At 40.3% G+C, this 22,508-nt stretch carries 18 protein-coding genes and 1 riboswitch; of the genes, 5 read left to right on the plus strand and 13 right to left on the minus strand.

Translation table 11 applies throughout. The features are described 5' to 3' along the window. The first annotated feature begins 129 nt into the window (after nucleotides 1-129). Complete coding sequence (locus AC1PJP_RS03235) at nucleotides 130-2,268, plus strand: TonB-dependent siderophore receptor (RefSeq protein ID WP_479766521.1); 2,139 nt, start codon at nucleotides 130-132, stop codon at nucleotides 2,266-2,268. A gap of 60 nt (nucleotides 2,269-2,328) precedes the next feature. Here the strand turns inward: AC1PJP_RS03235 and AC1PJP_RS03240 are convergent, their stop codons facing one another. From AC1PJP_RS03240 to AC1PJP_RS03260, 5 genes are all read right to left on the minus strand, one after another. Continuing rightward, nucleotides 2,329-2,904 carry a TMEM165/GDT1 family protein gene (locus AC1PJP_RS03240; RefSeq protein ID WP_013196598.1) on the minus strand — a complete coding sequence of 192 codons (576 nt, stop codon included), beginning with the start codon at nucleotides 2,902-2,904 and terminating at the stop codon, nucleotides 2,329-2,331. A 15-nt stretch (nucleotides 2,905-2,919) separates the two neighbouring features. Beyond that, nucleotides 2,920-3,105, minus strand: a riboswitch (yybP-ykoY riboswitch). A 28-nt stretch (nucleotides 3,106-3,133) separates the two neighbouring features. Then, a complete protein-coding gene (locus AC1PJP_RS03245) occupies nucleotides 3,134-3,412 on the minus strand; it encodes a hypothetical protein (protein ID WP_192836164.1) in 279 nt (92 codons plus the stop codon). A 144-nt stretch (nucleotides 3,413-3,556) separates the two neighbouring features. Then, nucleotides 3,557-5,539, minus strand: a complete 1,983-nt coding sequence (locus AC1PJP_RS03250; protein WP_192836163.1) for a 2-oxo acid dehydrogenase subunit E2 — start codon at nucleotides 5,537-5,539, stop codon at nucleotides 3,557-3,559. Nucleotides 5,540-5,541: 2 nt separating this feature from the next. Next, nucleotides 5,542-8,259, minus strand: a complete 2,718-nt coding sequence (gene aceE, locus AC1PJP_RS03255; protein WP_013196595.1) for a pyruvate dehydrogenase (acetyl-transferring), homodimeric type — start codon at nucleotides 8,257-8,259, stop codon at nucleotides 5,542-5,544. A 249-nt stretch (nucleotides 8,260-8,508) separates the two neighbouring features. Continuing rightward, nucleotides 8,509-9,201, minus strand: a complete 693-nt coding sequence (locus AC1PJP_RS03260; RefSeq protein WP_005300632.1) for a M23 family metallopeptidase — start codon at nucleotides 9,199-9,201, stop codon at nucleotides 8,509-8,511. 107 nt (nucleotides 9,202-9,308) lie between these two features. On the opposite strand from AC1PJP_RS03260, the gene AC1PJP_RS03265 reads away from it, so the two are divergent. Next, nucleotides 9,309-9,749, plus strand: a complete 441-nt coding sequence (locus AC1PJP_RS03265; RefSeq protein WP_479766522.1) for a DUF721 domain-containing protein — start codon at nucleotides 9,309-9,311, stop codon at nucleotides 9,747-9,749. 97 nt (nucleotides 9,750-9,846) lie between these two features. Here the strand turns inward: AC1PJP_RS03265 and lpxC are convergent, their stop codons facing one another. The 8 genes from lpxC to gshB all read right to left on the minus strand — a co-directional run bounded on the left by lpxC (nucleotide 9,847) and on the right by gshB (nucleotide 19,082). Then, nucleotides 9,847-10,749 carry a UDP-3-O-acyl-N-acetylglucosamine deacetylase gene (lpxC, locus tag AC1PJP_RS03270; RefSeq protein WP_004790060.1) on the minus strand — a complete coding sequence of 301 codons (903 nt, stop codon included), beginning with the start codon at nucleotides 10,747-10,749 and terminating at the stop codon, nucleotides 9,847-9,849. 110 nt (nucleotides 10,750-10,859) lie between these two features. Further along, nucleotides 10,860-12,035: a cell division protein FtsZ gene (gene ftsZ, locus AC1PJP_RS03275; protein ID WP_016139861.1), complete on the minus strand. Its 1,176-nt coding sequence runs from the start codon at nucleotides 12,033-12,035 to the stop codon at nucleotides 10,860-10,862. A gap of 164 nt (nucleotides 12,036-12,199) precedes the next feature. Then, nucleotides 12,200-13,462, minus strand: a complete 1,263-nt coding sequence (gene ftsA / locus AC1PJP_RS03280; RefSeq protein WP_004790064.1) for a cell division protein FtsA — start codon at nucleotides 13,460-13,462, stop codon at nucleotides 12,200-12,202. Between the two features lie 60 nt (nucleotides 13,463-13,522). Continuing rightward, on the minus strand, nucleotides 13,523-14,377 hold the full coding sequence (locus AC1PJP_RS03285) for a cell division protein FtsQ/DivIB (protein ID WP_005300619.1): 855 nt from the start codon (nucleotides 14,375-14,377) through the stop codon (nucleotides 13,523-13,525). Nucleotides 14,378-14,379: 2 nt separating this feature from the next. Then, entirely contained in the window at nucleotides 14,380-15,306 is a 927-nt protein-coding gene (locus AC1PJP_RS03290) for a D-alanine--D-alanine ligase (protein WP_005300616.1), read from the minus strand. 36 nt (nucleotides 15,307-15,342) lie between these two features. Beyond that, entirely contained in the window at nucleotides 15,343-16,791 is a 1,449-nt protein-coding gene (gene murC, locus AC1PJP_RS03295; protein ID WP_003654096.1) for a UDP-N-acetylmuramate--L-alanine ligase, read from the minus strand. Nucleotides 16,792-16,802: 11 nt separating this feature from the next. Further along, nucleotides 16,803-17,900, minus strand: a complete 1,098-nt coding sequence (murG, locus tag AC1PJP_RS03300; protein ID WP_479766523.1) for an undecaprenyldiphospho-muramoylpentapeptide beta-N-acetylglucosaminyltransferase — start codon at nucleotides 17,898-17,900, stop codon at nucleotides 16,803-16,805. A 237-nt stretch (nucleotides 17,901-18,137) separates the two neighbouring features. Beyond that, nucleotides 18,138-19,082, minus strand: a complete 945-nt coding sequence (gene gshB / locus AC1PJP_RS03305; protein ID WP_009391338.1) for a glutathione synthase — start codon at nucleotides 19,080-19,082, stop codon at nucleotides 18,138-18,140. 160 nt (nucleotides 19,083-19,242) lie between these two features. Here gshB and AC1PJP_RS03310 point away from each other — a divergent pair, with 160 nt between their 5' ends. From AC1PJP_RS03310 to AC1PJP_RS03320, 3 genes are all read left to right on the plus strand, one after another. Beyond that, a complete protein-coding gene (locus AC1PJP_RS03310; RefSeq protein ID WP_005066797.1) occupies nucleotides 19,243-19,455 on the plus strand; it encodes a DUF1737 domain-containing protein in 213 nt (70 codons plus the stop codon). 229 nt (nucleotides 19,456-19,684) lie between these two features. Further along, nucleotides 19,685-21,874 carry a TonB-dependent receptor gene (locus AC1PJP_RS03315; RefSeq protein ID WP_479766524.1) on the plus strand — a complete coding sequence of 730 codons (2,190 nt, stop codon included), beginning with the start codon at nucleotides 19,685-19,687 and terminating at the stop codon, nucleotides 21,872-21,874. 147 nt (nucleotides 21,875-22,021) lie between these two features. Further along, on the plus strand, nucleotides 22,022-22,489 hold the full coding sequence (locus tag AC1PJP_RS03320; RefSeq protein ID WP_199945562.1) for a surface-adhesin E family protein: 468 nt from the start codon (nucleotides 22,022-22,024) through the stop codon (nucleotides 22,487-22,489). Nucleotides 22,490-22,508: the final 19 nt, after the last annotated feature.

Below are 22,508 nucleotides of genomic sequence, written 5' to 3' on the forward strand. Positions count from 1 at the left end.
ATAATATTTTAAAATAGCTTTTGCTTTTCTTATTTTATAAATGAATCATAATGTTATTTAAAATTCACATACAATAAATTAAAATAATTCTCATTATCAGTTTTGTCTTTTGCGCTGTCTAGGCCTCCCATGAATCAAGTACCTTATTTTTCAAGCTCTAAAACATTATTAGCAGTTGCTATTTTTAGCTTAATGACAGCAGGTCATGCTGATGAAACAGCAGAACAACAGAATTCGACCAATGTGCTACCCACAATTTCTATTCAGGCGCAAAAAGAACCCAGCTCTCCCTATGTCGCAACAAAAGCAACCTCTGCCCTAAAATCAGATGCACCCTTATTTAAGACGGCTCAATCGGTTTCTGTGGTGACTCGTGAACAGCTCGACCAGAAACAAGCTAGAACTCTAGCAGATGCACTTGAAGGTGTTGCAGGTGTCGAAGCTGGAAAACTTGGTCGTCGTGGTTGGGATGATTTTGTTATTCGAGGGCAGACCTCTTCCGATTCGGTTTACGTAGATGGTTTAAGAGTTGGACAAAATACTTATGTTGCCACTGAACTATCAGGCATGGATCAGGTCCAAGTCTTAAAAGGCCCTGCCTCTATTAATTTCGGTTTGGTTGCACCAGGAGGTATGGTCAATTTAGTGACTAAACGCCCAGAAGCAGAAAACTTTGCACGTGCTAGCATGACTTATGGCAGCTATAACTTAAAAGAAGGTACATTCGATTTAAACTATAGCCCTAATAATAGTGAGAAAGGTGCTTTTCGCTTAAATGGCCGCATCTCTGACCAAGATGACCCGACAGATTATGTGTATTTTAAAAATTACTATATCTCCCCTTCTTACAACTTCGACTTAGGTGATAAAACTGACCTCTCTGTAATCGCAAGTTATCAACATCGCGAATATATTCGTCAGCAAGGCTTGCCTGTAATTGGCACATTAAAAGACAATCCTAACGGCGCTATAGACCGAAGTTTATATATTGGCGATCCTAATTTTGGTAAATATGAAGCAGATGTTTACCGCACTGGTTATACGTTTAAACATGCCTTTGATAATGGCTGGAACTTTAACCAGAATTTTGCCGTCCAAAAAACCGAAATGGATGGCACTGCGGTTTTTGCTCAAACTAAAAAGTTTTGGGCAGACACATCTTACACAACCATTAACCGAGCTAATAATAGTCGGCATCAAGTGATTGATAACTTAAGTTTCGCCATCGATAACCGTTTAAACAAACAGTTTGATTTATATGGCATGCAGCACGACATTAATATTGGCGTAGATGCTTTTCAGGAAAAAAGTGACTACACCAATGATAAATACGATATTGGTAATTTAAATATCTATGACCCCGTTTATGGTCAAAACGTGACATTGAAGCAAAATGTTCGGGATATTAATCGTCTCAAATATTTGGGACTCTATTTACGTGACCGCATTCAACTCAATGATCAATGGCTTTTAAGCTTATCCGGACGCCAAGACTGGGCACAAACCCAAAGCACAAGCTTAGTTACAAGTAGTACGAGTAAACAATCAGACAATGCATTTACGGGTAGCGCCTCTGTCATGTATACCCTTAATGACATTATTGCCCCTTATGTCAGCTATGCCACTTCATTTACACCTAACAGTGGTACTGATGTAAATAATAATCCGTTCAAACCTGAAGAAGGAAAACAGGTTGAAGTCGGAATGAAATTACAAAGCCCTGATCAACGAATTCAAGGTGCTATCGCTTGGTATGATTTAAAACGTCAAAATGTTTTAGTCACTGATACTGCGAATAGTGGCTATAAAGCTCAGCGTGGCGAACAGTTAACACGTGGTATTGAAACTGAGCTCAGCGCAGAAATTTTAGAAGGCTTAAAACTAACAGCTGCATATACTTACACCATTGATGCTGAAATTAGTAAAGATGCAAACTCAAGCAATGTAGGAAAAGCACTCGATAATATTCCTGAGCATGCTTATAGTTTGTCAGCGCGCTATAAATTTGACCCAGCATCAAAACTTGGTTGGTATGTTGGTGGTGGATTCCGTGGTGAAACATATAAAACTGTCGATGGCTTAGATGTCCACATTCCGGGCTATACAGTCTTTGACACTGAAGCTGGCTATGACGCTGGACATTGGGGTGCTCAACTTGCGATTCGTAATTTATTTGATAAAGATTACTATGCAGGTGCACTGAACGAGAATTTGGTGACGCTCGGCAACCCACGCCAAATTAACTTCACAGTGAAATTTAACTACTAAAATGACCTACAAAAAAACGCACTCGAATTGAGTGCGTTTTTTATGGCAACGTTAAATGCTTTAGAAGAAATAATGCTGTACTAAAGTAGAGATACCTACAATTAAGAAAATAGCAGCACCAATTTTATGAATGAGAGAGATAGATAAACGTTCAGCTAATTTATTACCAATAAATACAGCTGGTGCATTGGCAATCATCATACCTAAGGTTGTGCCTAGCATTACCCAGAAAATGCTGTCATAACGTGCAGCTAAAGCAACTGTCGCAATCTGAGTTTTATCACCAATTTCTGCTAAGAAAAACAGGATAAAGGTTGCACCAAAAACACCAAATTTTTGCCATCTGTTAATGCTATCTGTTTCATCATCTAGCTTATCTGGAATAAGCATCCAGAACGCCATACCAATGAAACCACCCGCAAGTACCCAAACTAAAATTTCGGGACTCAACACGGTTGTAATCCACTGTCCAAGCACAGCAGAGATACCATGGTTAATTAAAGTGGCTAAAAGAATCGCAATGAGAATAGGGATTGGCTTACGGAAACGTGCAGACAGTAAAAGGGCCAACAATTGAGTTTTATCACCCATTTCAGCAAGGGCAACAATCGAGGTAGAAATCAGAAATTCTTGCATGTCGTTTCTCTGGCTAGCATAAATGCCCATGACCTACCGCTCCTGCTAGCCAAATATCTGCAGAGTGGTAAATCAAAGGTCTTGCCAACTCGGAAACGATGAGACGTTTAAGCTATGATGACCATGTTCTGTTGAACAATTATGTTGATCATCACCTATTCATTCAGAAATGAATAGCGGCTACTCCCCAATGAAGTATGTGCTCATTATATTCGAGCAGTTCTATTTTTCAAACAAAAAATTTTATCCATGCCCACACTAACAGCCGCCCTAAACCTAATAGTAAAGCTAAACAGATACTTAAGTTAATAAAAACAAAATTGTTAATGCCAGCTATATGTTGGGATTGAAATTCAAATGGCAAAATAAGCGTTGCCACAAATACTTCCAAACCGATTGCAACGTAGGTCATCCACTCCCAAGGAAAGTGCAAAAAACTGACCCACAATCCCATCAATAAAAATACAACCAACAGAATCGGCAACATGATTTTTAAAAAACCCGCCATCTATTATTTCTCCCTTACCTAAAACGAGAAATTTTTCCTCTCTCGACCACTCCCTCATAATCTTTAGATTAACCTAAAATCAATTAAATTAAATACCAAAATAAAACCCCGCCGAAGCGAGGTTTTAATGATTCATTTCAAATATTAGATTAATAAAGTACGAATATCTTTAAGAAGTTTCGTAAGTTTATTAGTAAAGCGAGCGGCATCCGCACCATTAATTACACGGTGGTCATAAGACAACGACAACGGCAACATTAAGCGTGGATCAAAGTCTTTACCATTCCAAACCGGTTGCATCGTTGCAGGTGAAATACCCAAAATCGCAACTTGCGGCCAGTTTACAAGTGGTGTAAATGCTGTACCACCAATTGCGCCTAAACTTGAAATGGTGAAATTCGCACCTTGCAAGTCTTTCGGTGTTAATTTCTTATCACGTGCTTTTTGACCTAACACACCCAATTCAACTGCGATTTGCTTAATTGATTTTTGGTCTGGGTTACGAAGTACTGGCACAGTTAAACCATCAGGTGTTGCTACTGCAATTCCCATATGGATTTCATTGCGCAAGAGCACGGATTTACCGTCATCAGATAGATGACCTGCGAACTCACGCTCTTCTTTCAACAAATACGCAACCGCTTTGATAATGAATGCCATAATCGTCAGGCTGATACCTTCTTTTTTGAAGTTGCCTTTCAGTTCATTACGCCAATCTTCTAACTCAGTAATGTCAGCCAAATCAAACTGGGTGACTTGCGGAATAAAGTTGTTCAATGACAATTGCGGAATTGATACTTGCTGCAAACGCGTCAGTACTTTTTCTTCCACGCCACCAAACGCAGTAAAGTCAGGAAGCTTTGGCAAACCCGAAACCGCTGGTGCAGCCGCAGCAACTGGTGCAGCTTGTGGCGCAGTTAAACGAGTCTTCACATAAGCAAAGATATCTTCTTTAACAACACGGCCATGCTCACCAGAAGTTTTAACTTGTGACAAAATCACACCAAGTTCACGAGCAAGCTTACGTACAGCAGGACCTGCATAAACTTTAGCGTTTTCTGCTTCTTGCTCTTTGGTTAACTTGTCACTACCAGACGCTGGAGCAGATGCTGCCTGAGTCGGAGCAGGAGCTGCCGCTTTAGGTGCTGTTGCCTGTGGAGCTGGAGCTACTTCTGCTTTTGCCGCTGGTGCCGCAGCAGGTGCTTGGCCTTCAGCTTCAATTGTTGCAAGCAATATACCTTGTGAAACCTGTTGGCCTGCTTGCAAGTGAATCGCTTTCACAATGCCCGCAACAGTACTTGGAACTTCAACAGTCGCTTTATCTGACTCAACCACAACAAGGCTTTGGTCTACATCAACTTTATCGCCAACCTGAACCAAGATTTCAGCAACAACTGCTTTATCTACGCCCAAATCAGGAACGTTAATATCAACTGGTCCAGATTGAGTAGCAGCCGTAGCTACAGTTTCTTTTTGAACTGGTGCAGGCGCTGCCGCTGCCGCTGCTGTAGAAGCAGGAGCTTCAACTGGCGCACTCGATGCAGATGTTGTTTTCACTTTAATGAGCACAACACCTTCTTTAACTGTATCGCCTTCTTTAACTTGAATGCTTTCTACAGTACCCGCAACACTACTTGGTACTTCTACAGTTGCTTTGTCAGATTCAACAACAACGATGCTTTGCTCAACATCGATTTGCTCACCAACTTTTACTAAGATTTCACCAACGAGTGCTTTTTCAACACCAATATCAGGAACTTGAACTTCAACCACTTGGCTAGTGGTTGCCGCTGCTGGTTGTGCAGCAGTTGAAGTCTGTTGTACCGCTGCCGGCGCTGCTGTTTGTTCAGCTGCTGGAGCAGGTTTTGCAACTTCTTCTGTTTGAGCTACAGGTGCAGCACCTTCAGCCTCAAGTTCAAACAATACCGTACCTTCAGTTACGCTATCGCCTTCCTTGATTAAGATACTTTTTACGACACCTGCTGAAGTGCTAGGCACTTCAACAGATGCTTTATCTGACTCAAGTAAAACAAGGCTGTCATTTTCAGCAATGCTGTCACCAACTTTTACCAAAATTTCAGCAACAACTGCTTTATCTACACCAATATCAGGGGTCTTAATTTGCATGCTTAGTTCCCCTCACCAGTTTGCGCTTCATTGTATTCAGCAACTGCCTGAACTTCTGGATGTGCTTGTGGAGCCCATGCCACTGGACGGTCAGTGTCCAACTCAAAGTTAGAAATTGCATCTTTAACTAAACGTGCATCTACTTCACCTTCGTCAGCTAATTTTTTCAAAGTAGCAACAACGATATGTGCAGCATCAACACCAAAGAAACTACGTAAGTTAGCACGTGTATCTGAGCGACCATAACCATCTGTACCTAATGCAACAAATGGGCGGCCATCTGGAAGATAAGCACGGATTTGTTCGCTATACGCACGCATATGGTCTGTTGCTGAAACAACAATACCTTCTGTACCACGTAACTGTTTAGATACCCAAGACTCTTTTACTTCTTCAGTAAGTGGATGTAAGCGGTTGTATTCTTCACATGCCATACCATCACGCGACAATTCGTTGAAGCTTGTTACACTCCAAACGTTTGAATGGATTTGGTATTCATCACGTAAGATTTTCGCAGCTTTGATCACTTCACGAAGAATTACACCTGAACCAAGTAATTGGACAGTTGCTTTTTCGTCTTTTTCGAATAAGTACATACCACGTTTAATGCCTTCCTCAGCGCCTTCAGGCATTGCAGGATGCTCGTAGTTTTCGTTCATTACAGTGAGGTAATAGAACACACGCTCTTGGTTCACATACATACGTTGTAAACCGTCATGTACGATTACAGCTAATTCGTAACCAAAACATGGATCATAAGATACACAGTTAGGAATCGTGTTCGCCAAGATATGTGAATGACCATCTTGGTGTTGTAAACCTTCACCATTCAATGTGGTACGACCAGCAGTTGCACCTAACAAGAAACCTTGAGCTTGTGCATCGCCCGCAGCCCATGCAATGTCACCAATACGTTGGAAACCAAACATTGAGTAGTACATGTACATTGGAATCATTGGCAAGTTATTCGTTGAATAACTTGTTGCTAACGCAGCCCATGCGCTCATCGCACCAGCTTCGTTAATCCCTTCTTGAAGCATGTGACCGTCACTTGCTTCACGGTAATGCATTAACTGTTCTTGGTCTTCTGGGGTATATTTTTGACCGTGAGCAGCATAAATACCAAGCTGACGGAACATACCTTCTAAACCAAATGTACGTGCTTCATCTGGAACGATTGGCACTACGCGGTCTTTAATTGCTTTTTCTTTAAGTAAAGCAGCAATTAAACGAACCATCACCATCGTAGTAGATTGCTCTTTACCACCTGAACCGTTTAATACTGCATCAAATACAGATAATTCAGGAATCGCTAAAATTTCACTCTCACGACGACGTGCTGGCAGGTAACCACCTAACGCTTCACGACGCGCTTTCATGTACTTCATTTCTGGAGAGTTTTCACTTGGACGATAGAATGGAAGCTCTTCTAACTTATCATCTGTAAATGGCAGGTTAAAACGGTCACGTACATATTTTAAAGAGTCGATCTGCATTTTTTTGATTTGGTGAGTTTTGTTCACCGCTTCAATTTCTTCAGACAAACCGTAACCTTTAACAGTTTTCGCAAGAATAACTGTTGGTTGACCTTTGGCTTTCATTGCTTCTGCATAGGCAGCAAAAACTTTGTAAGGGTCATGGCCACCACGGTTGAGATTATCGATGTCTTCATCGCTTAAATCTTTTACAAGTTCCGCAGCTTCTGGGTACTTGCCAAAGAATTTCTCACGTGTATATGCACCACCTTTCACTTGATAGCGTTGGTATTCACCATCAACAGTTTCTTCCATTACCGCTTTTAAAGCGCCTGTGTTGTCTTTTGCAAGTAGAGGATCCCAATGACGGCCCCATACCACTTTAATGACACGCCAGCCCGCACCACGGAATAAAGATTCTAATTCTTGAATGATTTTACCGTTACCACGTACAGGACCATCTAGACGCTGTAAGTTACAGTTAACAACCCAGATCAAGTTATCAAGTTTTTCACGACCAGCAAGTGAAATTGCACCAGTACTTTCTGGCTCATCCATCTCACCATCGCCAAGATAAGCCCAGACTTTACGATTTTCTTCTTTGATCAAGCCACGGTTCATCAAATATTTTTGAATGTGCGCTTGATAAATCGACATGATTGGACCAAGACCCATTGATACAGTTGGGAATTGCCAATAGTCCGGCATTAAATATGGATGTGGATAGCTTGGTAAACCGTTACCGCCAACTTCACGGCGGAAATTACTTAACTGTTCTTCAGTTAAACGTCCTTCAAGGAATGAACGTGCATAAATACCAGGAGCACAGTGTCCTTGGTAATAAATCATATCTCCGCCAAAGTTATCGCTGTTTGCGCGGAAGAAATGGTTAAAACCTACGTCATATAATGTTGCACTTGATGCGAAGCTCGCCAAGTGTCCACCTAAATCATCACCTGTTTTATTCGCACGAAGTACCATTGCTAAGGCATTCCAACGAATCAATGCACGAATACGGCGTTCCATATCTTGGTCGCCTGGCATTGCAGGTTGTTCTTCAACAGAAATTGTATTTAAGTAAGGTGTATTGAGACGTTGAATTGGAACATGCTTAGCAATTGCTTGTTGGTAAAGTTTTTCCAATAAGAATGCTGCGCGCTCAGTTCCCATATGTTGTAAAACTGAATCGAATGCATCTTGCCACTCTTGGGTTTCTTGTGCATCGGAGTCACCGTAAAACGCCATAATTCACCTGTTCCTTGTTCTTTAATCTACTTTGTATTTTTACCACGTTTTACCCCTCTCTAGTTATTGCCACGGGTGAATGTGAGGGGGGCCTATTATTTTCTGAATGAATAGTCATTGACCGAGCATTAAACAAAATAACAAAAAAACGCCAATAATGGCGTTTTTTTATACAATCTTTACGTTAAAAAAGGTTTAGGCTAATTTCAGATTCATAAATTTAATAACCTTAACTTTTTAACCATGCTTTTAAGGAAGCATCGCCAAGTAAGTAGTTGGATTCTTACGTTGACCATCTTTTACTACTTCGTAGTGCAAATGTGGGCCAGTACAGCGACCAGTACAGCCTACATTGGCAATATGTTCACCTGCAGATACTTGGTCGCCTACACGTACCATTAAGCGCGAAGCATGAGCATAACGTGTTAAGTAACCATTACCATGGTTAATTTCAACATATTGACCATAGCCAGTGCCCCAGCCAGATTTCGTTACAATACCTGGGCCTGTTGCATAGATTGGCGTACCACTCGGAGCAGCCATATCTAAACCACCATGATGTTCGGCACGACCGCTCATTGTGCGACCACCGAAGTTCGAAGAAACTCGTACAGTATCAGGAAGAGGATGAGAAACTAACCAAGAGTAAGCATTTGAAGAAGAGGCATTAAAAGAATTCTTTGCACTCGTATTGCCATATTTTTTTGCGAGCGATTCATTGTTGAGCTCAACCGTTTTTTGGCGTAAGGTCACTGAAACTTTCGCACTCGCCGGAAGATCTAAATCATCAGGATGGGTGTATGAACCTTGAGATAATGTTTTTGATAGTTGTTCCAATCGATCTGAATCAGTAGATTGGTTAATTGTTTGATAATCTGCAAAAGCAACTGATGCTGCCGAAGCGGCAAGTGAAAACGCTAATAAAATACGACGCGTGTGCATAAAAACCTCTTGAAACTGTTCTTACTCAAGTTCCTTATGATCTCTTCCTTGATATCAATCGAAATGAACGCTTAAGATGAAGACAAGAATCTATCCGAGAATGACCCATGTCTAAACCCGATAACGTTTTTCAACAAACCGGAAAACACATAAAAACAGGAAACCTTACGTTTCTAACAACGCAAGTCGCGCAATGGCAAAGACTTACGAAAATAATCCAACCCTTATTGCCCCAACCGGAACAATGGCAGGTCGTGTGTTATCAAAATGGTTCTTTAATCATTACTGGTGAAAATCAGGCGATGATTAGTCAACTCAGTTATTTACAGAACCAATATGTATCTAAATTATCTCAACTTGAAGGGTTAAAAGACTTACAAAGAATTCAGGTTCGATTGAGAAATAAAAACACTCCCAATATACCCTCATCTGAGTCATCTAAACCCATCCCCCCGGAAACACAAGAAATGTTACGTAGTGCAGCCGACTTTGTGAGCGACCCTAAGCTTAGCCAAGCTTTACTACGTTTGGCAAGCAATAAAAAATGATGAGCTTTCTATTTCTTAATTAGAATCGTTCTTATTATGTGATAATAATCACACTTTGAAACGTTACAATATAACGTAGCCAAGTAAAGACAATGACTTATGTCACACTGACATATGGAATTGGACATTCATTCTCGTCATTAAATGTTACAATTTCATAATTACTCGGATCACTTTGAACATTGCGTAACAACTGATTATTTAAAGCATGTCCCGATTTATAGCCATCAAACTTGGCAATAATTTGATGACCAAGTAAATACAAATCACCTACTGCATCCAAAATCTTATGTCTTACAAATTCGTCAGCGAAACGTAAGCCTTCTTCGTTCACAACACCTGTGTCATCTACACCAATGGCATTATCTAAACTTGCACCCAAGGCTAAGTTATTTGCTTTGAGATAATCTAGATCTTTCATAAAACCAAAAGTACGAGCTTCACTGACTTCATATACAAAAGTTTCAGTAGAAAAGTCGATAGTGGCAGATTGATATTCTTTAGCAAATGCCGGATGGTCAAAATCAATCGTAAAATTTAACTGAAAACCATTATGCGGGCTAAAAATCGCTTTTTTATCATCTATTAATGCTTCAACTGGTTTTAATATTCTTATAAATTTTTTCGGCGCATCCAGCTCACGTAATCCACCCTGCATTAACAGGTAAATAAATGGGCCGGCGCTTCCATCCATAATCGGAACTTCGGACGCAGATACCTCAACAATAAGGTTATCAATTCCTAAGCCTGCAATTGCGCTCATTACATGCTCAATCGTTCCAACTTTTATATCTCCAATTACTAAATTGGAGCACATGAAAGCTTCTTGAATGAGCAAAGCATTCGCATGGATTTCAACAGGCGGGTCTAAATCGATACGACGAAATACAATACCTCCATCCGCGGTATGTGGAATGAAATTGATCATCACTTTTTGACCGCTATGAAGACCTATTCCACTCGCTTTTACCACACGATTGAGAGTACGTTGTTTCACCATGCTTTGTAACTTCTTTTTTAAAACCGCTATACGTTAGCATATTTAGTCATTGATCAAAAACAAAAAAAGGCAGCGTTTAAACACTGCCTTTTTTTAAATTTAATAATTTTTTACTTACGTTGCTGATTTTTCAAGTAATCTTGAATACTCATCGGAGAAGAACGTGGAGAAGAACTTGCGTTGCTACTCACTTCATTGTCTGCATTTTGACGCTTATTAATCGCAGGAACGTCGTCTTCATCAACAGATTGAGCTGCTTGAGACGATGCATGACTTACTGTATTACGTTTTCTCGGCTCTGCATCTGCTGCATTACGAGTTAAACCAGTCGCAATCACTGTTACACGTAATTCATCACGCGCATCTGGATCAAATACTGTACCGTAGAAAATTTCACCTTCATCAAGGTCAACAATCTGGTTCACAACATCAGTAATGATTTCAGTTTCGCGTAGAGTAATATCATCACCACCCGTAATATTAATTAACACGCCTTTGGCATTAATAATATTAACGTTATCAAGTAATGGACTACGGATCGCTTGTTCAGCTGCTTGACGTGCACGGTCTTCACCACGACCTAAACCAGCACCCATCATTGCGTAACCACGAGTACTCATTGCAGTTTTCAAATCGGCGAAGTCAAGGTTAATGTGACCACGGTTAACAACCAAGTCAAAGATACTACGTACAGCGTTTAACAATACATCATCAGCTTTTTTATAAGCATCTTTCATTGAAATATCGCCATATACGCTAAGTAAGCGTTGGTTCGGGATAATAATCAATGAATCAACATGTGCTTCAAGCGCTTCAATACCGCGCTCAGCAGATTTTAAACGGCGACGGCCTTCAAAGTTAAATGGAGTTGTTACAACACCAACAGTCAAAATACCCATTTCTTTGGCAACTTCAGCCACGACAGGAGCCGCGCCCGTACCCGTACCTCCACCCATACCAGCGGTAACGAACACCATATCCGTACCTTCAAGATGGTGACGAATAATTTCACGGCTTTCTTCTGCTGCAACTTGCCCAACTTCAGGGTTAGCACCAGCACCTAAACCACGCGTACTTTGCTCGCCTAACTGAATTTTGAAAGGTGCATTCATACAGTCTAGTGCTTGTTTGTCTGTATTGGCACAAACGAATTTAACACCTTGAATATCAGACTGCACCATATGTTGAACGGCATTACCGCCACCACCACCTACACCAAATACAGTGAAACGGGCTTGACCGTTGCCATCGTTTAGTTCATCTTCTATAAATTCAAATGAGGCCATGACCTTTAGGGTTCCTAATACATTATGGCAGTCACTTCAGCCCGTATACTGCCTTGATTTTCAAAAATAACTAATTTTAAGAATGCTGTGCAATACAAACCTTGTCAAGTACAGTGGTTTTCTCTTACAACTTCCTAACAATTCTACCAATAAATCCATACATCCTAAAAAATGGCTTTTAGCTTGCTATTAAATGCATTCCAGCCATTTACCATTCGCTCCCATACCGAACGGTCATTTGCCTCTTCAGGCTCTTCAACAGCTTCTTGCAACTCACTTTGGCTAAACATGAGCAAACCAGCTGCTGTTGCATACATCGAACGACGTAATGCTGCCTGATGTTGATCATCAGCATAAACCTGTAACGGCGGATTACCCAAATGGGCAGATACCCCCAACATACGGCGAGCCAAACTCACCATACCTTCGATTTGACAAGCATCCCCTGTCAACACTACACCATGGTATAAACCATGAATTGCACCGCTGTTCTCGAGCTCATCGCGAATCTGGCTAAAGATCTCTTCATAGCGGGCAATAATAATTTCTGACAACTCAATTCGACTAATCGTTTGAGGGCCATCAATTCCTTCTACCTGAATCATGTGATCTGGCTTAACAGCGCTTAAATCAACACAACCATACAGAATTTTAATACGTTCAGCTTCTTCTGTCGTAGTTTGCAATACAGCAGCAATATCACGCGTAACATGCTCACCACCGCGTTGCAATGTACGTGCCAGAGCCAAACGTCCATCTAGATAAACTGCAAGATTGGTAATGCCTGCGCCAATATCGACTAGACAAACACCATACTCTTTTTCATCTTTAAGCAAGCTTGCCTCAGCGGTTGCCAGACAAGATACCACCATTTTTTCAACCCCGATATTTGCACCTTTCATAGCGCGATCAAGGTTTTGCATAGTCGCAATCGGCATCATCATTAACTGATAATGTCCGGTCATACTATGGGCAGTCATGTTAATTGGATTCTGCACCCATTCAGCAGAATCACCCAATTCAAAGCCTAACGGCACTGCACTTGCTAAATAGTAATCAGAAGTCACATGACTTGCTTTTGCCAATTCTAACGCGCGCACGACTTCATTTGTTGTAATAACATGTGCTGGATTAGCAACTGGTGTGCGGCCAGAGGCATAAAAACTTTGCAACTCGGTACTCGGAATCGATACCCATGCGCTATGAATGCGACATTCGGCCATATTTTCCGCTTCAGCGACAGCATTTTTAATCGCAGCGATAACTTTATCGAGGCTTACGATTTTTCCTTTATTCATGCCACGATTGCGAGCAGTTGCCATACCGATAACTTGAATGTTATCCGGCGCATGAATTTTTCCAATCAAAACTGAAACTTTATGCGTCCCAATGTCAATCGCAACAACTGAGGGAACAGCTTCATTCATCACTCATACCATTTCTTTGTTGTTTAATACCAGGCAAATTGCCTATTTTAAAGCCACGTATTATGGCTTTGCTTTTGTTCCACCTGCAATGCTTGTGTCATCAATCGTTACAACAAACTGACCATTCACAATTTTAGGTGGTGTTGCGTTCTTCCATTGAATAGATAATCCATTACGATATCGCAAATCAATGGCTGAGATTTTCGACCACACCGGTTTTAAGTCAGATTGTGCCAGATGGCTTAAACGTTGCAACTTATTCATTGTTTGATCTTGGTCAACAATAATTCGTAAACCTGAGTCAAACTGCATAAACCAAGTCATTCGCTCTGTCAGATATAACTCTTTTAGACGCAAATTGGCAGGGTGGAATAATTGATTGATTTCATTATAGCGTCGCATCATCATTTTCGACTGGCTTACCGGACCATGGAGTAACGGAAGCTCAGGATGAATTGTCGGCTCTGCCTCACTGAATACATCGCCTCCATCGCTTAACAAGCGACCTGTTCCCCAACGGGCGATGGCATGTCGAGGCATGACACGAACACGAATACCATTGGGCCAAGCACGAGAAACGACAACTCGGTCTACCCACGAAATTTCTAATGTTTTATCTCGAATCTGTTCTAAATCAGATGTGAAATAATTCGCTTTTATAATTGGAGCAACATGCTGCATCACTTGTTGTGTTTCAACTGAAGACGTCGACCCCACAACTTCTAGCTTTGCAACTGTTGCATCTGTAATAACTTTATATAGCCCATAAATTCCGACTGCCAGCACTACAAAAGCAATAACCAACAGCACCCATCCACCAGCATTTGCAAGCTTCTGCTTACGTGTAGGTGGTTTATCATGAATAGAGGTGATGGCCGCACGTTTACGGCGCATGGAAGCCGGAAGTTGTGCCATATTTAAGCCGTACCTTCCAATGTTTGCTCAAGAATGGCAACACACAATTCATCAAAACTATAGCCAACAGCTTTCGCAGCTTTTGGAACTAAAGAGTGGCTGGTCATACCTGGTACAGTGTTTACTTCTAAAAGCCAGAAATTACCCTGCTCATCCTGCATCGCATCAATACGGCCCCAGCTTTCTGCACCAACTGCCTGAAAAGCGCGTAAGCACAATGCTTGCAGGTTTTTCTCTTCTGTCTCACTTAGACCACAAGGAATACCATACTCTACATCATTACGTTGATATTTCGCTTCGTAGTCGTAGAAAGCAACATCTGCTGGTGGTTGTAAACGAATAACCGGTAAAGGCTGACCATTTAGGAATGAGATTGTGAATTCACGACCTGTGATCCACTTTTCTGCCATCACAACAGCATCGTGCTGAGTCGCCTTCTCAATTGCAGCTGCAAAATCTTCTGCTTTCTCAACCTTACTCATGCCGACACTTGAGCCTTCATGTACAGGTTTGATAATGACAGGTAAGCCTAACTCAGCAATCACCGCATCTAAATCTGTTTCTTTAGTAATAATGCGATATGGCGCTGTAGGTAAATCACTACCTTGCCAGATTTGCTTGGTTTTGACTTTATCCATGCCAATCGCAGAACCTTGTACACCAGTTCCTGTATAAGGCAGATTTAACCATTCAAGTACGCCTTGAATCTGGCCATCTTCACCACCACGACCATGCAATACAATAAATGCACGATCATAATTTACAAGCTCAGTCACACTGCGGTCTTGCGGATCAAATGCTTCAGCCTGAACGCCCGAACGCAATAAAGCATCCAGAACTGCCTGACCACTATCTAAAGACACAGCACGCTCAGCCGATTTCCCACCAAATAGCACGGCAACTTTGCCGAATTTTGTAGCATTTGACACGTTTAAATCCTTAACCCGATAATTCAATATTTTTGTTTATTTCACATACAAATGATGTTGTGCAAGTTCTACAGAAATTGCTCCCACGTTACCCGCACCTTGCGTTAATAACAAGTCATTTGGTTGTAACACATTTTGCATGATGTTTTGCAAATTACCTTCAACCGGATCAACCAAAATCGGTTCCACCTGTCCACGTAAACGAATACTACGCGCTAGAGTACGGCTGTCTGCACCTACAATAGGCTTTTCACCGGCAGGATAAACTTCCAATAATAATAATTGATCGACCTGAGAAAGCACTTCAATAAAGTCATCAAAACAATCGCGGGTACGAGAGTAACGGTGTGGTTGGAATAACATCACCAAACGACGATCTGGATGGCTCTGACGAGCAGCTTTAATAGTTGCTTCTACTTCTTTCGGATGGTGTCCATAGTCATCAACTAACTTAACGTTACCATCGGCAAGTTCGAATTCACCTTGTACTTGGAAGCGACGACCAACTCCACTGAAGCCTGCTAAAGCACGGCTAATTGCATCATCAGAAACACCTTCATCAGTCGCAACACCAATCGCAGCCAAAGCATTCAAAATATTATGCATGCCCGGTTGATTAATCGTTAAACGTAGCGGCTCACGTCCTTTACGTAACACAGTGAAGTGTGAACGCATACCATCTTGTTCAACATCAATTGCGCGAATGTCGTTGTCTTCGTTAAAACCATAGGTAATGACTGGACGGCCTACACGTGGCATAATTTCACGAATGTTGGCATCATCACCACAAACGACAGCCAAACCATAAAATGGTAAGTTATGAAGGAACTGTACGAACGTATCTTTTAACTTATCAAAGCTACCTTCATAGGTATCCATATGGTCAGCATCGATATTCGTTACAATCGCTGCCATTGGTTGCAAATAAAGGAAAGATGCATCTGATTCATCAGCTTCAGCTACGATGAAACGGCTTTCACCTAATGCAGCATTTACGCCTGTGCTATTAAGTAAACCACCAATAACATAAGTTGGATCAAGGTTTTCTTCAGCCAACATGGTCGTTAAAAGACTTGTGGTTGTCGTTTTACCATGTGTACCCGCTACAGCAATACCATGACGGTAACGCATAAGCTCACCTAGCATCTCTGCACGGCGTACGATAGGAGTACGTTGCTCAATCGCTGCTTTAATTTCCGGATTTTCTGGATCAATCGCTGTAGAAACTACAAGCACATTGGCATTTTTAATATTTTCCGCTTGATGGCCAATATAAACCTTGATGCCATTTTGCTCTAATTGTTCTGTAGTTTTAGATGCTTTAATGTCTGAACCGGAAATTTTATAACCTTGGTTACCCAATACCTCTGCAATGCCACACATCCCAGCACCGCCGATCCCCACAAAATGAATGTGTTTGATACGGCGCATTTCAGGCACTTTAATCAGTTTTTTTGCTTGGTTCGCAGCTGTTGATGGAGACATAGTAAATCCGATTACATTTTTTGGATAAGATCAACCACATGCTGAGTCGCATTTGGTTGGGCATGTTGACGCGCTTTCACTGCCATTTCTGTAAGTAACTGGCGGTTCATCAGCGAAGTGAACAATTCATTTAGAACATCTGGTGTCATAGTCGATTGCTGACAAATTTTTGCAGCACCGAAATCCGCCAGAAATTTGGCATTTGCAGTTTGATGGTCATCAACTGCTATAGGAAGTGGTACAAAAACTGCGGCCACACCTGCTGTTGCAACTTCTGTTACCGTGAGTGCTCCAGCTCGGCAAATAATTAAATCTGCCTCACTATAAGCCTTTGCCATATCTTCAATAAACGGCAAAACGTGTACGGTTAAATTAGTTGGAGCATCTGCATAGAGTGCTTGAGTTGCCTCAACTTGTTGCTGACCGCACTGGTGAAAAATATTAAGTGGAACTTGTAATTGTTTTAATGCTGGAGGTAAGCGTTCATTGAGTGCTTTGGCACCTAAAGAACCACCAACAATTAGAATATTTAGAGGCTGCCCTGCTTGCGCACGCTCATCATAACGCCACTTTGGGCTTAAAATATCTGTGATTTCATGACGTACAGGATTTCCTGTTGTAACGACTTTTCCACCAGCAGGAAATGTATTTGGAAATGCTTCACACACGACTTTAGCAACACGAGACAACTGCGCATTGGTAAAACCAGCAACCGCATTTTGTTCGTGAATAAGTACAGGAATACCTAACAAGCGTGCTGCCAAACCACCCGGTCCCGCAACATAACCGCCAAAGCCTGCAACTGCATCAACTTTAAGCTGTTTCATATAACGCATTGCGCTTAAAGTGGCTTTTAAAATTTTAAAAGGTGCAGCAATTTTACGGACTAATCCATTGCCACGAACACCTTGGATATCAATTTGATATATTGGAATATTTTGATCTTTTAATAATCGATTTTCCATACCTGTTGGCGTGGCTAACCATGAAACCTGACAACCTTGTTGTTGAAGTTTTTTGGCTACGGCGAGGGCTGGAAAAACATGTCCACCTGTACCGGCAGCCATCATCATGACATGTTTAGGTTTGCTTTGCTGTGAATCGGTCACGGTCTAATTCTTCAACTCAAAAAACAATGGAAATTGTCATCTATTTTTGTAGCCGTTTATTTTAATCCTAAAGCTTCATTAACGAAAAGCTAATTTCACTCGTTTATAACAGAAAGATGTGCTTTTTTGAAAATATGCCTACAAAGCTGTGGTGTATTTAGTATTGTTATTTTATTAATTCATATATTTTCAGGTGATTTCCCATAAATACTGTGGAAAACCACCTGAAATAACTAATTAAGCTGTACGACCAGCTTCTAAAACATCAAATAGATCATCTGCAATTGATGTACCAAATTGAGCATCAATTTCACGAATACAGGTTGGGCTAGTAACATTAATTTCAGTGACATAATTACCAATTACATCTAAGCCCACAAAAATCAAACCTTTTTCGCGTAGGAAAGGGCCAATTTTAGCAGCAATCAGCTTATCGTTTTCAGTAAGCGGACGCGCTTGCCCTAAACCACCTGCCGCCAAGTTACCGCGCACTTCACCATTTTGTGGAATACGAGCTAGACAGTAAGGAATAGGTTCGCCATTTACCATTAAAATACGCTTATCCCCTTCTACAATTTCAGGAATATAGCGCTGAGCCATAATTGGACGGTTGCCTAGCTCTGTAAGCATTTCTAAGGTAGAACCAATATTTACACCGTCTTGGTATAAACGGAAAATCCCCATACCGCCCATACCATCAAGCGGCTTAACAATCACATCACCATGTTCTTTAATAAATTCACGAATTAAACTTTGCTGTGATGTCACAAGTGTAGGCACTTGTAGCTCTGGAAATTGCGTTGCAAAAAGTTTTTCGTTGCAATCACGCAATGATTGAGGCTTATTAATAATCCATGAACCTTCACGCTCAGCTTGCTCAAGCACGTAAGTCGTGTAGACAAAATTCATGTCAAATGGCGGATCTTTACGCATGAGTACTACATCATAAGCCGCGATAGATTCTTTTTTCTTTTCGCCAAGCTCATAGTAATGATTGTAATCTTCAAAAACTTTTAACGGTGAAATTAGACCGTAAGCCTTACCTTGATCGATATATAAATCTTGCTGTAATGCATAACCTAATTCATGTCCACGACGGCTCGCCGCCCACAACATTGCCATGGTTGAATCCTTTTTAAGGTTTACGGTTTCAATCGGATCCATGACGACAAGTACACGCATGCTCAAGCTCTTCTTAAAATTTAAATTAACATGAGTATAGCTGAGATTTTTCACTGGTTTTTCTTAATTTCAGTAAAACCTTATCTGTTATTTCTTGATCTGGAATTTAAGTAAATTCAGTTAAACTATGACCATAAAACATTATATTTAAAGGCTAAACATGAAACTTTATCGCTATTTAACTGGTCCTGATGACTCTGCTTTTTGTGCAAGAGTGACTAAAGCACTGAATCATGGTTGGGAATTATATGAAGCACCAACCATGACCTTTAATGGCACGCATGTCATTGTTGGACAAGCAATTTGCAAAACAATTGACGAGAATTATGATCCAGAAATGGATATTTTAGATGTTCTGAAAAATAACACTTAATTCCAAGGAGGAGTTTTTATTGGTAAAAGCCCCTCTCCAAAACCAAATTAACAAGAAAAACTAATGAGTTAATTCACATAGTTTGCTTAATTCACTCATTACATTCCTAAAAAATAGTTATTAAAAAATAAATATGTCATTTTTTAAGGCAATAGTTCTTTTATTCTAAACAATTAAATGATTATAATTATCATTTATACTTTTATTTTTGTTAACTGCTTTTATTTTTATGTTAAGAATTTCTATATCATCTCCCCAAATTAAGCGTCTTTTCCCGCTGAGCTTACTCAGTTTAATGATCTTGAATATTCAAGGTGCCTACGCAGAAGACTTGAGTGACTCATCATCGAAAGTGGCAGCCACTATGCCTACCATAAAAATTGAGGCCATGAGTGAACTCGACCCAATTAAAAGTTATATCGACTATGACAAAGCCAATGTCACACGCAATGGTTTAGACAAAAAAGATATTCCTCAAACCGTCGATACGATTGATGTTCAGAAATATAAAATTTATGGATCAAATGATTTAAGCGTTATGTTACAAGGCACCCCAGGCGTATCAACCAGTTACGATATGCGCGGTGATGGGATCACGATTCGTGGCTTTGGTGCCGATACAGGTGATATTTACCGTGATGGCATACGTGAAAGCGGACAAGTACGTCGTAGTACAGCAAATATCGAGCGTATTGAAATTTTAAAAGGCCCCGCTTCTGTTTTATATGGTCGTAGCGCTGGTGGTGGGGTTGTGAATATGGTGAGTAAGTTCGCCAATTTTGACTCTAAAAGTTCAGTTGGTGCATACGCAGGTTCTTACGACAACTACGGAACAACGGCTGACATTAACCAAGTCATTAATGACAATTTAGCAATACGTTTGACTGGAGAATATGGTGAGTCAGGGAGCTTCCGCTCTGGCATTGAAAATAAAATTGAAATGTTTTCACCAAGTTTCACTTATAAAAATGATGATGGAACTCTCACTTGGACTACACAATATACCTATGACAAATTAGGTCGTGTGCCTGATCGTGGTCCAGCATATGAAAACTTGCCTGCGGGAACCTCCATTAAAATGGGATTTGCCCAAGACGGCGATTATGTTGATGATATTTTGCAAGTAGTCCGCACCGATGTGAATTATCAATATGCGCCTGATTGGAACTTTCACTGGGCAGCAAGTTACCGACAAGCAGAACAAAACTTTGATCACTTTTACTTTGGAACTTATTGTGGGTTAGATGGAAACGACCTAAAAGGTAAAGAATGCAACACTAAAAAAGGCTACATCAATCAAATTTACTACTGGCAACAAACCAGCAATAAGACCACCACCAATACATTTGATATTAAGGGCAAGTTCAAAACAGGCTCACTTGAACATCAAATCATGATGGGTACAGACTGGACATATGAACAACGAGAGCCACGCTTAGCAAATGAAGCTCAGAATGGTTCTATTTACGGCTACGTTAATCCATTCACAGGCGAACGTGAATATAGCCGTGGCAATGGCCCATTAAAGATGAGACAGCATAACTATAATGAAGGCACAACTTATGGTGTATTTATTCAAGATTTAATTGGTCTAAATGACCAACTTAAACTGATGATGGGCGTCCGCTACGATTACTTCGATTTTTCAACCACCAACAAACTTACTAATGAACACCGTAATGTAAAAGATGGCAGCTTTAGCCCAAACGTTGGTTTGGTATGGCAACCGCTTCCTGAACATAGCTTTTATACATCTTACTCTAAGAGCTTTGCACCATTTGGCGGACAAATGGGTGTTAACCAAGTTACTGGAAGCACCGATGTCACAAAAATGGATAAAGAACCTCAATATAACGAGCAATATGAAGTTGGGGTAAAAAGCGAATGGTTAGATAATCGTTTAAATACTCAATTTTCTGTCTTTGATATTCGTAAAAATAATATCCGCTATAAACCAAACCCTAATGAGCAACCAGACGTATGGGCAACTGCAGGTCAACATCAATCTCGTGGTCTTGAATTTAGCTTTATTGGCCGTGTACTAGATAATGTCTTTGTTCGCGGTGGTTATGGCTACACAGATGCAAAAGTAAAAGAAGACAAACAAAAGCCTGAACAAGAAGGCAACTATTTAGCCAACACATCTAAAAACACTGGTAATTTATTTGTTCGTTATTTACCAACCGAGCAGTGGTATACCGAGGTGGGCGTGACCTATGTCGGCTCTTATTATCCAAATATTAATAATCAAGTAAAAATGGAAGGCTTTAACCGTGTCGACGCGGCAATTGGCTATAGTGCAGACCCATGGAATGTCACACTTGCGGTGAATAATCTAACCAATAAAGAGTACTGGCGTTCAGACAGCATGCCAGGCACACCACGTAATGTGTTATTGCGTTTAAATTATCAGTTCTAAGTAAAATATTAAAAAGGCATACCTCTATTTAGAGGTATGCCTTTTGTTTTTAATAATAAAAGAAACAAGTTTTTTATCTTCAATAAATAAAATATTTAATTTTTAGATTATACTTTTCTCATTAAAGATACCAATTAAATCAACAATATGAATAAACAGTTTATTTTAACTTTTTTATTATTTTTTTTATCGCTATCAACAGAGGCAAAAATCATTACTCTTTCAATTGATACATATCAAGACTTATCAAAACAACAGCAAAATAGTATTAAAGACAACCTCAATAAAGGATGGATCAGTTATGCTAGAGATGATACAAAAATTCATTATTTGAGTTATCAACTAATTAAATCTATTTCAGATTCCATCGTAGTAGCCCCAGTTAAAACTACATCAGTCAATCTAGGAGATTTAAACTCTATAGGGTTATGGCAATTTGACTGCAAAAATAAAAAAATGATGTTGTTGTCTACAGCAACTTATTCAATTACGAATTCTAAAATATTTTCGATAGAAGAAGTAGAATTTCCAAAAGAAGTACCAGCTATTCCTAATTCTATGGCAAATAGAATTTTAGAAATGGCATGTGTTCTGAACTACATAAAAAATAATTAGTCATAAAAGGAAGAAGAGC

Source organism: Acinetobacter sp. V116_7 (genome assembly GCF_056735735.1).